Below are 14,403 nucleotides of genomic sequence, written 5' to 3' on the forward strand. Positions count from 1 at the left end.
GAAGTCGCACCACATCTTGCATGTGGGCTTGGATCTCCGTCGAGCTTGACAGGTGCGAAGGTGGCGCGCACATCGACGGTCGACTTGTGGACAGGTGGCGCGGGCTCCGGATGAGCCCGGGGTTCGCACAGCTCCCACCGGGTGCGGCCCCGGCCGGCCCGGCCGGGGGCACGCCCTGCGGGCGTACCCCGCGCTGGTGGCGGCGGCGTCCGGTGCGCCGGAGGGCCCGCCAGGGTGACCGGATCGATGCGGTGGGGGCGGGAGTCGCCGGAGGCGGAGGCCGCTCGCCGTGGCGGTGCGGGCCACCGGGCCGGGCCCGTTCCGAGCCCGCGCCACCCGTGCGTTCTGCACGTCGAGCCGGTGACAAACACGACTGTCGTCGGGTCTTCGCGGCGTGACACCTTGGACCGCGTCACCGACCGAGGGAGCAGGAGTGAACAAGGGGCACGCGGCGTTCTGCGACGCCGACCGCTGGTTCTACGACGCGCCGTACCGGCGGGCCGGCGAGAGCTTCCCGGCCGCCCTGGCCCCCGTACCCGAAGGGTGGACCTCGCACCGCAGCGGCGACTGGCTCGCCCTGCGCCCCGTCGGGCTGCGCCTGCCCTCCCAGGGCTGGAAGATCCACGTCTCGGCCGGTCTGGACAACGCGGAGGCGGTCCTCGGCAAGGTCCGCGCCTACTGCGTGGAGCGGGGCGTCGCCTTCAAGTTCGTGCCCAGCCGGTACCTGCTCCACCTGCGCAACGCCAAGTACGCGGACCGCGCGGCGAGCGGGAAGTTCCTCACCGTCTACCCCGCCGACACGGACGCCTGCCGGCGCATCGCCGAGGACCTCGACGCCCTGCTGGCCGGCGAGCCCGGCCCGTACGTCCTCAGCGACCTGCGCTGGAACGACGGCCCGGTCCACCTGCGCTACGGCAGCTTCACCCTGCGGCACTGCTACGACGACGACGGCGAGCTGGTCCCTGCCGTCGAGGCGCCCGACGGCCGCCTGGTGCCGGACGCACGGGGGCCGGTGTTCCAGCCGCCCCCCTGGGCCGGACTCCCCGACTTCCTGCGGCCCCACCTGGAGCGCCGCTCGGCCGTCACCCTGGAGGGCGTCCCGTACACCGTGGAGCGGGCCCTGCACTTCTCCAACGGCGGCGGGGTCTACGCGGGACGTGACACGCGTACGGGCGAGCCGGTCGTCCTCAAGGAGGGCCGCCCGTTCGCCGGGCTCGCCGCCGACGGGGCGGACGCCGTGACGCGGCTGCACCGGGAACGCCGGGCCCTGGAGCAGCTCGACGGGCTGGACTGCGTCCCCTCCGTGCGCGGCGCGTTCACCGTCGGCGACCACCACTTCCTCGCGCTCCAGTACCTCGAAGGCAGGCCGCTCAACACGTACTTCGCCCGCCGTCATCCGCTGATCGAGGCCGATCCCGCTCCCGCCGAACTCGCCGCGTACACCGACTGGGCCCTGAAGATCCACGCACGGGTGACCGAGGCCGTGGAAGCCGTCCACTCCCGCGGCATCGTCTTCAACGACCTCCACCTCTTCAACATCATGGTCGCGGAGGACCCGGACACGGGCGAACCGTCCGTCGCCCTCCTCGACTTCGAGGCCGCCGCGCACGTCGACGAGGGCCTGCGCCAGACGGTCGCCAACCCGGCGTACGTGGCACCGCCCGACCGGCGTGGCTTAGCCGTCGACCGCTACGCCCTGGCCTGTCTCCGCCTCGCCCTGTTCCTGCCGCTGACGAGCCTGCTCGTGCTGGACCGGGCGAAGGCCGCGCACCTCGCGGACGTCGCGGCGGAGCAGTTCCCCGTGCCCCGGTCCTTCCTCGACGAGGCCGTACGGGAGATCCTCGCCGACGCCGACGCCCACGCCTCCGCCGGGGCCGCGGGGGGCGGCGGGTCCGGCTCCGCGGCCGAAGGGGGGACCCGCACCGGAGCCGGACCCGTCGCGGCCCGGTCAGGAACCGGACCCGCGGCCGTTCCCGGTGGGGCGTCACCCGCTGCGGCCCGGCCCTACCTGCCGGCCGATCCGGGTGACTGGCCGGCCGCCCGCGCCTCCATGACGGCGGCCCTGCACGCCGCGGCCACCCCCGACCGCGAGGACCGGCTCCTTCCGGGGGACCCGGCGCAGTTCTCCACCGCCGGCGGCGGAGTCGCCTTCGGCCACGGAGCCGCCGGCGTCCTGTACGCGCTCGCCGAAACGGGGGCCGCGCCCTGGCCCGAAGCCGAGGAATGGCTGCTGGACCGGACGAAGGACCCGGCCTCCGGCACTCCGCTGGGCTTCTACGACGGCCTCGCCGGGCTGGCCTGGACCCACGACCGGCTCGACCACCGCGACCGCGCGGCCGCCCTCGCGGAACGCCTCCTCGACCAGCCGTGGCAGTCCGCCGGGCCCGACCTGCACAGCGGCCTCGCCGGCATCGGGCTCGCCCTGGACGCCCTCGGCACGGCCACCGGGGAGAGCGCCCTGCACGGCGCCGCCCTGCGCTGCGCCGACCTGGCGTCCGAAGCCGCCGCCGGGCTGAAGCGGGCGGGGCTGCTCCACGGCCACAGCGGCATCGCCCTGCTCCACCTGCGCCTGTACGAGCGCACCGGCGACCCCGAACTGCTCCGGCGGGCCGCCCACTTCCTGCACCGGGACCTGGACCGCTGCGTGACGAGCGCCTTCGGCACCCTCCAAGTGGACGAGGGCTGGCGGACCATGCCCTATCTCGGCGCCGGCAGCGTCGGTATCGGGATGGTGCTGGACGACTGGCTGGAGCACGCGGCGGACGACCGCTTCGAGGAGGCGCGGACCGGAATCGTCCAGGCCGCCCAGGCGACCTTCTACGCCCAGCCCGGTCTCTTCCGCGGAGCCGCGGGCATGATCCTGCACCTGTCCCGGACCACCACGCCCGGCCCCGGCACCGGGGCGGACGACATCGCCCGGCAGATCGGGGCCCTGGCCCGCCACGCGGTGCCGTACCAGGGACGACTCGCCTTCCCCGGCGAGCAGATGATGCGCCTGTCCATGGACCTCTCCACCGGCACCGCCGGCGTGCTGCTCGCCCTCGGCAGCGCCGCGACCGGCGGCCGGGCGCACCTGCCGTTCCTCCCGCCGCCGCGCTCCGCGGCGGCCCCAGAGCCGGTCCCCCACCGGGGGGGCCGTAACCCATCGGAACACCCCGGCGAATGAGAGGAATCAGTCATGACCCTTCTCGACCTGCAGTCGATGGAAACCCCCAAGGAAGAGACCACCGAGGCCGCGCACCTCACCGGCGGAGGCAGCCGCGCCAGCCTGCTCCTGTGCGGCGACAGCAGCCTGAGCATCACCACCTGTAACTGATCAGGTCCCTTCCGGGCCCGGGCGGCATGCCGCCCGGGCCCGCACCCCGTCCTGGAGGAACCGCCGCCGATGACCCCGACCGACGACCCCGGCGGGGCGGCGGCCGCCCGCAGTGCCGACCGGGCGCTGAGGGCGGCCGCGCGGCACAGCGCCGGCCGGACCGCCGCCGTGTTCGGCTGCTCGCTGGCCGCCGCCTGCGCCGCCCTCGCCGAACCCGCCGTCCTCGGCCACTGCCTCGACCTGCTCCTGCGCCGCGACCCGGCCGGCACCCGGTGGGCCCTGCTGTGCGCGGCGTTGACCCTGGCGGAAGTGCTGCTCGACGCCCTGACCACGCGGCTCACCGGCAGCGTCGACGCCCGCTCCGCCGCCTGGCTGCGCCGCCGCGGGCTCGCGGCGCTGCTGGGCACCGCGCCGCACCACGCGGAGCGCCACGCCCCCGGGGAGGTCGCGGCCCGGTTCACCGCGCACGCCGCCGGCGCCGGAACCGTTCCCGCGGCCGCGGCCACGACCGCGACGGCCCTGCTGCCGCCGCTCGGCGGACTGGCCGCCCTGTTCCTCGTCGACGTCTGGACCGGCCTGGCCTTCCTGGTCGGACTCCCCCTGCTGGCCCTGCTGCTGCGGACGTTCGCGCGCGCGTCGGGGGCCAGCGTGGGCCGGTACCAGGAGGTGCAGCTCGCCATGGCCGGACGCCTCGCCGAGGCCCTGGCCGGCGCCCGCACCGTCGCCGCTGCCGGCACCGCGGACCGGGAGGCCGCCCGGATCCTCGCGCACCTGCCCGAACTGGGCCGCGAAGGACGGCAGATGTGGCGCGTCTACGGCGCGGCCACCGCCCGTACCGGCACGCTGATGCCCCTCCTGCTGTACGTGGTCCTCGCGGTGGGCGGCCTCCGGCTCGCGGCCGGGGCGCTCGGCGTCGGCGGCCTGCTCGCCGCCGTCCGCTACGCGGGCCTCGCCGCCGGCGTCGGCGCCGTCACGGGCCGGCTGGCCGCGGTGGTGCGCGGCCGGGCCGCGGCCCGCCGCACGGCGGCCCTCCTCGACCTGCCGGAGCTCCCGCGGGGCGACCGGCGCCGTGCCCCCGCCGGCCCCGGGACCCTGGAACTGCGCGGGGTACGCGTCGAGCGGGCGGGCAGGACCGTCCTGCACGACGTCGACCTGCGGATTCCGGGCGGCGCCACCACCGCCGTGGTGGGCCGCTCGGGCTCCGGCAAGACCCTGCTGGCCGCCGTCGCCGGACGCCTGACGACCTGTGACGCGGGCCGGGTGCTGCTGGACGGCACCCCGCTCGAGGAACTCACCGAGGGAGCGCTGCGCCGGGAGGTGGGCCACGCCTTCGAGCGGCCGGCGCTGTTCGGGGACAGCGTCGGGGCGGCCATCGCGTTCGGCGTGCCGCCGGAGCCCGGCCCGGACGCCGTGCGGGCCGCCGCCCGGGCAGCCGGTGCCGACACCTTCGTACGCCGCCTGCCGGACGGCTACCGGACACCGCTCGCCGACGCGCCGATGTCCGGCGGGGAACTGCAACGGCTGGGGCTGGCACGGGCGTTCTGCCACGCGGGCCGTCTCCTCGTGCTGGACGACGCCACCTCCAGCCTGGACACCGTGACCGCCCGCGAGGTGGAGCGGGCCCTGGTGGACGGGGTGCGCGCGGGGACGCGCCTCGTCGTCACCCACCGCGCCTCCACCGCCGCCCGCGCGGACCTCGTCGTATGGCTCGACGACGGCAGGGTGCGGGCGACCGGGACGCACGCCCGGCTGTGGCGGGACCCCGCCTACCGCGCGGTGTTCGGGGCCGGCGCGGAACCTCCCCCCGAGCGGGCCGAGGGGCCGGGCGGCGGACCCGCGGCGCGGGAGGCGGTGGGGTGAAGGGGTCCGGGGCCGGCAGGGCGGGAGACGTTGCGGTGGAGGCGTACGAGGCCGGCAGGGCGGGAGACGTTGCGGTGGAGGCGTACGAGGCCGGCAGCGCGGGAGGCGGTGGGGTGGAGGCGTACGGCGCTGCGGTGGACGGGCACGGGGCCTGGGGGCGGGTCGGCGCCGAGGGGCGGCGCTTCCTGCGCGGGCGGGTCCGGACGCTGGGCACCCTCGCCCTGTGGTCCCTGCTGGAGTCCGCCCACACCTTCCTCGGCGGCTACGCGGTGGCCCGCGCCCTCGACGACGGCTTCCTGGCCGCCCGGCCCGGAACGGGCCTGGGCTGGCTCGCCGTCGCCGGGGCCGGCGCCCTCCTGGGCGGGGCGGCCCTGCGGGGGGTGTTCGCGGGGCTCGCCGACCTCGTCGAACCGCTGCGGGACGGCCTGGTCCGCCGGGCCGTGCGACAAGCGCTGGAGGGCGCCGCCGCCGATCCGGCGCGGGCCGCCCGTTCGGGGGCCGTCTCCCGCCTCACCCAACAGACCGAGATGGCCCGCGACTCCTTCGCCGGGCTGGTCCTCGTCGCCCGTTCCTTCGTCTTCACCGCGGCGGGCGCACTGGCCGGGATGGCCGCGCTCGCGCCGGTGCTGCTGCTGTTCGTCCTGCCGCCGCTGCTCTTGGGGACGGCCGGCTTCCTGGTCACCCTGCGCCCCATGGCGCGGGTTCAGCGGCGGGCACTGGACAACGACGAGGCCCTGGCCGCGCGGGCCGGCGAACTCGCCGCGGGCCTGCGGGACGTGATCGCCTGCGGAGGCGGGGCCCGGGCGGGCAGCCACCTGGAATCGCTGGTCGCCGAGCAGGAACGGCTGACCGGGCTGCTCGCCCGCTGGGCCGCCGTCCGCACCGTGGCCCTCGGGGTGGCGGGCCGGCTGCCCGTCGTCGTGCTGCTGCTCGCGGCGCCCTGGCTGCTCGGGCGCGGGCTGAGCGCGGGCGCGCTGACCGCCGCCCTCACCTACCTGGTCCAGTCGCTGCTGCCCGCGCTGGACGCCCTCATGGGCGCCCTCGGTGCTGCGGGGACCCGGCTCCTGGTGGTGCTGGACCGCTTCTGCCCGCCCCGGCCGACGGCCAGGTGGCCGGAGCGCACCCCCCGTACGGACCCGGCCCCTCCGTCACCGGGGACCGCGGGGGTACGGGAGCCCCGTCCGGGAGCGCTGGCCGGCGTCCCGGTTCCCGCGGCCGAGCTGCGCCGGGTGCGCTTCGCGTACGGCCCCCACGCGCAGCCCGTGGTCGACGGCCTGGACCTGGCCCTGCGCGAGGGGGAGCACCTCGCCGTCGTGGGGCCGAGCGGCATCGGCAAGTCCACCCTCGCCGCGCTGCTGGCCGGGATCCTGCCGCCCGACCGGGGCACCGTACTGCTGGCAGGTGCCCCGGCCGGCCACCGGCCCGGCCGGGGCCCGGACCCGCGTCGGACCCTGCTGCCGCAGCAGGCCTACGTCTTCACGGGCTCCGTCCGGGAGAACCTCGGCCACCTGTCCCCGGAGCCGGTGCCCGACGAGCGGCTGGAAGGCGCCCTGTCCGCCCTCGGCGTGGACGGGCTGGTGGACCGGCTGGGCGGCCCGGACGCGCCGGTCGACCCGTCCCGGCTGTCCCAGGGCGAGCGCCAGCAGCTGGCCCTCGCGGCCGCGTACCTCTCCCCCGCGCCGCTCCTGCTGCTCGACGAGGCCACCTGCCACCTCGACGCCCAGGCCGAGGAGCGCGCGGAACGGGCGCTCGCCCGCCGCCCGGGAACCCTCGTCGTGGTGGCCCACCGCATCTCCTCCGCCGCGCGGGCGGACCGGGTCCTCGTCCTCGACGGGACCCGCGCGGTCCTCGGCACGCACGCCGACCTCCCGGCCCGCTCGCCCCTGTACCGCGACCTCGTGGGAGGGTGGGACGGGCAGGGGTGAACGGACCGGTACGCGGGGCCCGGAGGCGTCAGACCCAGCCGGCCTGCCGGGAGATCCGGATCGCGTCTATCCGGTTGCGGGCGCCGGTCTTGCGCGTCACGGCGGCCATGTAGTTGCGCACCGTGCCGCTGGCGAGGTGCAGGGCGCGCGCGATCTCCGCGACGGAGTCCCCCTCGGCGGCCCGGGCCAGCACGCTCAGTTCGCGCGGGCTCAGCGGCACGTCGTCGGCGTCGAGGAGGGCCGACGCCAGGGAGGCGTCGACGAACCGCTCCCCGGCGGCGACCTTGCGCACCGCCCGGACCAGCCGGCCGGGCGACCCCTCCTTGTCCACGTAGCCGCGGGCCTCGGCCCGGACACCCCGGCGCAGGGAGCCGGGCGCCCCCGGCGTGGCCAGCACCAGCAGCGGGGGCGGCGGCTCGGGCAGCGGACCGGCGCAGCCGGTGGCGGCGGTGCCGTCCTGGAGGGCGGCCGACGCGCCCGGACAGTCGAGGTCGACGACGGTCACGTCCGGGCGTAAGGACTCGCCCCGCCGTGCGTGGGTCCGCCAGCCGGCACAGGTGACGTCGAAGCCGCCTTCGGATCTCAGCAGAGCGGCGAGGGCCGACCTCACGATGCTGACGCTGTGCAGGACGAGGACCTTGGTCATCCGGGCTCTCCTCGGAAGGTGATCGCTGGGCACCAGAGCGCGTGCCCAACTCCGCAGCGGAAGAACGTCGTTGTCCGGCCGTTCCGGCGACCGTGGCCGAACACCGCTCCTCGACGGGCCACCCGCCGCGCCGCCACTCCCCACGCCACGCTCCGCGCCTGCGCCCGCGACTCCGTGGGACGCGCGTGGACGCCTCGAAGCGGCAGGGCCGATTTCGGTCGCATGGCGGCACGGCGGACCGGTGCGGCGCCACCCGTCCCCGCGCCGTCCGCTCCCCCCTGGCTCCGCGCGTGGCCGGTGGACGGCACATCCGGCACCGCGTGCATCTCACCCACTGCCCCTCCTCCTGGCCCAAGGCCATGGAGCGGTCCGCAAACGAGACATGACGGCTTGTCAGAACATTTACAGACAGTCCAGGGTTGCGTTCGATTTTCGAGTCTGAAACTGTCACTCGCGTAACTCGCCCCCCTCACAGCGGACTTGGAGCGCAGCGCCCCCGGCTTCACCGCCCCGCGCAGCGTCCCGGCTCGACACCACGGGCGGAACGCCTCCTTCGCGTGCCCTTTCCTCGCGGCCACAGACGCAGAGGGCACCAGCCGCTTCGCCAGGAACAGACTGGGAGACCAGGCAACAGTGATACGCACGAGCACCCTCGCCCTGACCACAGCGCTGCTCGCCCCATCCGTCCCGCTCGGCCTCGCCGTGGCAGCCGGTACGGCACACGCCGCGGCCCGCACGTACTTCGTCAGCCCCGGCGGCAACGACAGCAACCCGGGCACGTCGCCCCGAGCCCCCCTCCGCACCCTCCAGAAGGCCGCGGACCGCGTCGGGCCGGGCGACACCGTCTCGATCATGAACGGCACGTACTCCGAGCCTTCCGCGGGGTCGAACGTGCTGACCGTCAAGCGCTCCGGCCGCCCCGGCGCCCCCATCACCTTCACCGCTCATCCCGGCCACCATCCGGTGATCCACCCGGTGAAAGCGTGGAACGGCATCAGCGTCCTCGGCGCCTCCTACATCTCCATCAAGAACCTCGAGGTCAAGGGAAACAACGCTGCCCTCACCCTGGCCGGAGCAGAACGGGAATCGAAGAAGGGCGACCCCACCTACAACACGAACTGCATCGCCGTGGAACGCGACCGCTCCACGGGCGCGCCGTCGCACCACGTGGAGGTGACCGGCAACGAGGTGCACGGCTGCGCCGGCGGCGGCATATCGGCCATCGGCTCCGACCACGTGACCATCTCCGGCAACCACGTGTTCGGGACCTCCTGGTACACGGTGTACGCAACCAGCGGCATCTCCGTCCTGACCCCGCGCGACGTGGGGGGCGGCGACGCCAGGACGTACAAGATCCGCATCACCGGCAACCGCGTCCACGACAACGAGACCAAGATCAAATGGGCGAAGTGCGGCTGCTACTCGGACGGCAACGGCATCATCGTCGACACCCTCAAGGGCGACGCCGATCACCCCGCCTACAGCGGGCGCGTACTGGTCGCCAACAACCTCTCGTACGACAACGGCGGCTCCGGCATCCACTCGTACAAGAGCCGGCACGTCGACATCGTCCACAACACGGCCTTCGCGAACGGGCGCAGCACCCGCATGCACAGCTACGCCAACATCTTCGCGCACGACAGCACCGACGTGCGGCTGCTCAACAACATCGCGTACGGGCGGCCGGGCCAGGCGACCAACAGCACGTCCCGCAACGTGAACGTCACCTACGACTACAACGTCTACTTCGGCGGCAAGGCCCCCGAGGTCCGGGGCCCGCACGACGTCATCGCCGATCCGAAGCTCATCAAGGCGGGCACCGGGGCGGACGCGGACTTCCGGCTGAGCGAGGGCTCCCCCGCCGCCGGCACGGGTACGCCGTTCGCGGCCGTCACCACCGACTTCACCGGAGCCCGCCGGACCGGCGGGGCGCCCGACCGGGGAGCCTACGGCTTCGGCGCCCAGCGCAGCGGCGCCCCGGGCCACGCCCCGGGCCGTGCCGCCGACGCCTCCTCCTCCCCCGCCCCGCAAGGGAACTCCCCTGCCACGAGCGGACCGTCCGCCGCCGGTGACCCCGCCGCCTCACCGGGCGTGCAGACCGGCGACGGCACCGACGGCGGCTCCGGGCTGAAGCCGCACGGCGGAAGCGGTCCGCTCGCGGTGACAGGCGGCTCCGACCCCGCACTCCCGCTCGGCATCGCGGCGGTGGTCCTCGCCCTCGGCGGCGGGCTCCTCTTCGCGGCGCGGCGCAAGCGCTCCTGATCCCTGCGGATCACCACGGGCGCCCAGGACGTGGTGCCGGCCCGCCCCTCCCCCCAGGGTCGGCACCACCGCGCGCCCGCCGGGCCCGGACGTACGAGCCTGAGTCCCCGAACGGGCTGCGGCCCCCTGGCAGACTGGCCACCATGGCGACGGCAGCAGCGCACGGCGAAGCGGCGACGCTCACGGATGGGTCGGTTCCCGACCCTCCGCGCGTCGCCTGGCGCAAACAGATGCGGCAGCGGGTGTTGAACGCCGCTCGCGACCTCACCTGCGAAGCCGGCTGGGACCAGGTCAGCCTCGTGGCCGTCGCCGCCCGCGCCGAGGTGTCGCGCCCGTCGGTGTACAAGGAGTTCGGCAACCGCGCCGGCCTGGGCCGCGCGCTGGTGGTCCGGGAAGCCCAGGAGTTCCTGGCGGGTGTGGCCGACGCCCTCTATCCCGGCGTGCCCGACTCCCACGCGTGCCTCCGGGCGGCCATCGTGTACGTACTCCAGGAGGCCGACCGTCAGCCCCTCGTACGGGCCGTCATCACCGCCGCCCGGAAAGGCTCCGACAGCCTCCTCCCCTACCTGACCGCCCGGGCGGACCCGATCTTCAACGCCGGTCAAACCCTCGTCCAGAACTGGCTGTCCACGCGATACCCGGAACAGCACACCGACTCCGTCCACATGGCCGCGGACGTCATCGTCCGCATGACCATCAGCCATCTCATCCTGCCGGCCGACGAGCAGGACCTCACCGCGGAAAGACTGGCGACCGCGGCCCTGAAACTGCTGCGGTGAGCCGAACGCCGGTGTTCGGTGGAGGCGGCGCGGCCGCAGGCCGGGCCCGCCGAGGTGCTCGTCCGGGTGGCCGCGGCGGGGTGAATCCCACGGACCTCGGTGACGACGTGTTCGGGCTGCCGCGCCACCCACACCCCGCCGGGAGCCACGCCGAGTACCTCACCTCCCGCGCACGGCACCTGGTGCGCAAGCCCCCCGCGTTGTCCCACAGCCAGGCGGCCGCCTTGCCGCCGGCCGGTCTCACCGCCTCGTCCGCGCGCCTGAGGGTGGTCAAGTGGCGGTCGCCGGTGCGACCAGTGCCTGGACGGTTCCGGTGGCCAGGTCTCGCAGCCAGGTGTGGGCGCGGTCGTTGTCGTAGCGCTGGTGCCACAGCAGGTACAGGGGGACGTCGGGCAGCGGGAGCGGCGGCGGCAGGGTGGCGAGGCCCAGTCGTTCGCGGGCCGTGCGCGTGACCGCGTCGGGGAGGGTCACGACCAGGTCGGTGCTGAGGGCGAGTTGCAGGGCGAACGAGGCGGTGGGCCCGGCGGCGACGACGCGTCGTTCGAGGCCGCGGGTGGTCAGGGCGTCGTCGATCGGGTCACGCAGGCTTCCGCGCCGCGAGACGGTGAGGTGTTCGGCGGCTGCGTAGCGCTCGAGGCTCAAGGGACCTTCGGCGAGCGGGTGCCCCGGGCGGACGGCCACGACCAGCCGGTCACTGCCGACGAGGCGGTGGCGGATGTCGGGCAGCGTGGGAGGGCTGGAGCTGGATTCGAGGTCGACCTCACCCCGGCGCAGCTCGGCGTCGTCGGTCCCGGGTTCGGCGGACAGGCGCAGCCGGACGCCGGGGGCCTGTCGGTGGACGCCGGTGATCAGGGCGGCGCCGCAGGCCGCGGTCAGGGCGTCGTGCCAGCGCACGGTGAACACCCGGTCCAGAGCCGCCAGGTCGAGTTCCTGCTGTGCGGAAAGCAGGTGGTGGGCCTGTTGCACGAGTTCGTGGACCTGGGCCCGCATGGCCAGCGCGCGGGTGGTGGGGACCATGCTGCGGCCGGTGCGGACCAGGATCTGGTCGCCGGTGGCCTTGCGGATGCGGCCCAGCGAGCGGCTCATCGCCGGTGCGGTGACGTGGAGGCGTGCTGCCGCGCCGGCGACGCTGCCCTCTTCCAGCAGCGCGTCCAGGGCGGTGAGCAGGTTCAGATCCAGTTGCATGAGAGTAAGCCTACAAGTGCCAAGCATGCACTTGTTGTTAATGATCGGGCGGCCTACCTTCGACGTGCGGGACGAGGAAAGCGCCCCGCCCCCACCGATCCCGAGGAGCCCGCCATGAGCACAGCCATGTCTTTCGACGCCGGTACGACTCTCCTTTCCGACGTGACGGCTGCGGTGGAGGCGGCCGGCGCCACGCTGCGCGACCGCCACACCGCGCACGCCCGGGGCGTGAGTCTGGACGAGGTCGTCGGCGAGCTCCACGCCAATGACCGCGCGGTGCTGGACGTGCTGCGGGAACCGCTGCTGCGGTCCCGGCCGGGGTCGCGGTGGGCGGAGGACGAGCTGGCAGGCGGCGCTCTCCCGCCTGGGGAATGGTGGGTCGTCGATCCCGCGGAGGGCAACATCAACCACGTCCACGGCATGGAGGACTGGGCGGTCACCGCCACCCTGGTGCGCGACAACCAGCCGGTGCTCACCGTCGTCCACCTGCCGCTGACCGGCGACACCTACACCGCCGTCGCCGGGGGCGGTGCCCATCTCAACGACCGGCCCCTGAAGGCGTCCGCCAAGACCGACCTGGGCGCCGCGCTCATCGGCACCGGCCAGGCCAGGCCCGGCGAGGACGAGCGCACCTTCCGGAGGATCGGTGACTCCGTCACCGCCATGCTGGTCAACGGTCTGGTCGTACGCGTGTCCGTGCCCGCCACCCTGCAGCTCATCCACGTCGCCGCCGGGCGCATGGACGCGTTCTGGCAGTTCTCCGACGTCCGCTCCGGGCTGGTTGCCGGGGCCCTGCTGGTCTCCGAGGCCGGAGGCAACGTCACGGACCTGACGGGCGAGCCCTGGAAGGCCGGCAGCCGCGACTTCCTCGCGGCCGCCCCCGGCATCCACGGCGCTGCCCTCAAGGTCCTGTCGCCGATCGTCTGACCGGACATCTCCGCTCTTCCCCACCCCGAGACCGCAAGGAGCATCACCGTGTGACGAGCATCGGCATCCTGGGCGCCGGCCGCGTCGGCACCCTTCTCGCCGGCAAGCTCTCCGAGGCCGGACACCACGTCGTCCTCGGAACCCGGAGCCCGACCGAAGACACCACGGCCACCGCCGAGGGCGCAGGTCCCCGCGTCTCCTTCGCGGACCAGCGCACCACGGCCCGCACGGCGGAGATCGTGATCAACGCGACGCCCGGCGACAGCGCCCTGGAGCGCCTCGCCGGCCTGCGCACCGAACTCGCCGGCAAGGTCCTCGTCGACGTCTCCAACGCCACCCGCGACGCCGCCGACGGCCTGCCCGGTGACCTGTGCCACCCCGGCAGCAGCCTCGCCGAGAAGCTCCAGGGCGCCCTCCCCGACACCCGTGTGGTGAAGACCCTCAACACGATGCTGTTCAGCGTGATGACCGCTCCCGAGACCCTGGCCACCCCACCGACCGCCTTTCTCTCGGGCAACGACGAACAGGCCAAGAAGACGGTCACCGGCCTGCTCGGCGACCTGGGCTGGCCCCCTGCCTGGATCGAGGACCTCGGCGACATCACCATAGCGCGCGCCACCGAGGCCCTGGTCCTGGTCGTGCCGCACATCCTGCGCCGGCACGGCTTCGCGCCGTTCGCCGTCTCCCTCGCCCGCTGACCCCGGACGACGACATCCCCTCTCGCGTACGGCCCGCTCCTCGGTCCACAGGCCGAACGTGTCCGGCAGCGGCCGCTGTCAACCTGCGCACCGAGGTTGTTGCCGTTGGATGGAAGCCCGTGAACTCCGGTTCTCGCCCCGGGACCGGCCGGGCCGGGATCGGGCCGGCGTGCGGCGGCCATCCGGGGGACTGACCGTCGGCGAGGCGGGCCGAAGGCACGGGGCCGGGTATGGCTGGAGGCGTGTCCGATCGAGACGACTTCCTGACCTGGGTAAAAACGTCGCTGTACGAGGCGGAGGTCGCGCTGCACAACGGCGACGCCGCACCCCGGCGCGCGCTGTGGTCGCGCGACGAACCGGTGAGCGTGCTGGGGGCGTGGCGCAACGCCGTCGGCCGGGACGAGCTCGACGCCCTCTTCACCGGCCTCGAATCCTCCTTCTCACACTGCACGTCGTACCGGTACGAGCTTCAGGCGTACGACGTCCGCGGCGACATGGCGTACACCGTCGGCCTGGAGCACACCTCCGCCTCCGTCGACGGCGAGCCCCGTACGTACACGCTGCGGGCCACCCAGGTGTACCGCCGGGAGAACGGCAGCTGGCACGTCGCCCATCGGCACGCCGACACCGTCACCGGCTGACCGCCCGGCTGCGCGATGCGCTGCCGCGGGAGACGTGGCGTGGGTGTGGCCGCGGACCGCTCCTGCGGCGGGCCGCCGGACTCCCTCCCCCAGCGCGCCCGCCTCATCCGATGGCCGCCCCGGTGAGGCCGCGGGCCTTCGGCCGCCAGTTAGGGTCGAGCATC

At 74.8% G+C, this 14,403-nt stretch carries 11 protein-coding genes; 9 read left to right on the plus strand and 2 right to left on the minus strand.

Going from position 1 to position 14,403, the window contains the following annotated elements; genetic code table 11:
* Positions 1–433 precede the first annotated feature (433 nt).
* The 4 genes from lanKC to ACIQUR_RS32130 all read left to right on the plus strand — a co-directional run bounded on the left by lanKC (position 434) and on the right by ACIQUR_RS32130 (position 7,101).
* Entirely contained in the window at positions 434–3,166 is a 2,733-nt protein-coding gene (lanKC, locus tag ACIQUR_RS32115) for a class III lanthionine synthetase LanKC (RefSeq protein ID WP_403672066.1), read from the plus strand.
* 12 nt (positions 3,167–3,178) lie between these two features.
* Positions 3,179–3,316, plus strand: coding sequence for a SapB/AmfS family lanthipeptide (locus ACIQUR_RS32120; protein WP_403672069.1), 138 nt, complete (start codon positions 3,179–3,181; stop codon positions 3,314–3,316).
* A 69-nt stretch (positions 3,317–3,385) separates the two neighbouring features.
* Positions 3,386–5,176 carry an ATP-binding cassette domain-containing protein gene (locus ACIQUR_RS32125; protein ID WP_403672072.1) on the plus strand — a complete coding sequence of 597 codons (1,791 nt, stop codon included), beginning with the start codon at positions 3,386–3,388 and terminating at the stop codon, positions 5,174–5,176.
* 35 nt (positions 5,177–5,211) lie between these two features.
* The gene (locus ACIQUR_RS32130) at positions 5,212–7,101 is read left to right on the plus strand and encodes an ATP-binding cassette domain-containing protein (RefSeq protein WP_403672076.1); all 1,890 of its coding nucleotides are present in this window, start codon (positions 5,212–5,214) and stop codon (positions 7,099–7,101) included.
* Positions 7,102–7,129: 28 nt separating this feature from the next.
* Here the strand turns inward: ACIQUR_RS32130 and ACIQUR_RS32135 are convergent, their stop codons facing one another.
* Positions 7,130–7,747, minus strand: a complete 618-nt coding sequence (locus tag ACIQUR_RS32135; protein ID WP_403672079.1) for a response regulator transcription factor — start codon at positions 7,745–7,747, stop codon at positions 7,130–7,132.
* A 633-nt stretch (positions 7,748–8,380) separates the two neighbouring features.
* Between ACIQUR_RS32135 and ACIQUR_RS32140 the strand changes: the two genes are divergently transcribed.
* Together ACIQUR_RS32140 and ACIQUR_RS32145 are read left to right on the plus strand one after the other, a co-directional pair.
* Positions 8,381–10,009: a right-handed parallel beta-helix repeat-containing protein gene (locus tag ACIQUR_RS32140; protein ID WP_403672081.1), complete on the plus strand. Its 1,629-nt coding sequence runs from the start codon at positions 8,381–8,383 to the stop codon at positions 10,007–10,009.
* Between the two features lie 143 nt (positions 10,010–10,152).
* Positions 10,153–10,788 carry a TetR family transcriptional regulator gene (locus tag ACIQUR_RS32145; protein WP_403672084.1) on the plus strand — a complete coding sequence of 212 codons (636 nt, stop codon included), beginning with the start codon at positions 10,153–10,155 and terminating at the stop codon, positions 10,786–10,788.
* A gap of 270 nt (positions 10,789–11,058) precedes the next feature.
* Here ACIQUR_RS32145 and ACIQUR_RS32150 read toward each other — a convergent pair whose 3' ends face one another.
* Positions 11,059–11,973, minus strand: coding sequence for a LysR substrate-binding domain-containing protein (locus ACIQUR_RS32150; protein ID WP_403672087.1), 915 nt, complete (start codon positions 11,971–11,973; stop codon positions 11,059–11,061).
* A gap of 114 nt (positions 11,974–12,087) precedes the next feature.
* On the opposite strand from ACIQUR_RS32150, the gene ACIQUR_RS32155 reads away from it, so the two are divergent.
* From ACIQUR_RS32155 to ACIQUR_RS32165, 3 genes are all read left to right on the plus strand, one after another.
* Positions 12,088–12,900, plus strand: a complete 813-nt coding sequence (locus tag ACIQUR_RS32155; RefSeq protein WP_403672090.1) for an inositol monophosphatase family protein — start codon at positions 12,088–12,090, stop codon at positions 12,898–12,900.
* 50 nt (positions 12,901–12,950) lie between these two features.
* Positions 12,951–13,598, plus strand: a complete 648-nt coding sequence (locus ACIQUR_RS32160; RefSeq protein ID WP_403672093.1) for an NADPH-dependent F420 reductase — start codon at positions 12,951–12,953, stop codon at positions 13,596–13,598.
* A gap of 242 nt (positions 13,599–13,840) precedes the next feature.
* A complete protein-coding gene (locus tag ACIQUR_RS32165; protein WP_403672096.1) occupies positions 13,841–14,239 on the plus strand; it encodes a YybH family protein in 399 nt (132 codons plus the stop codon).
* The last annotated feature ends 164 nt before the right edge of the window (positions 14,240–14,403 follow it).

Origin of the sequence: Streptomyces sp. NPDC101132 (assembly GCF_044759225.1) — a bacterium.
Classification (GTDB): domain Bacteria; phylum Actinomycetota; class Actinomycetes; order Streptomycetales; family Streptomycetaceae; genus Streptomyces.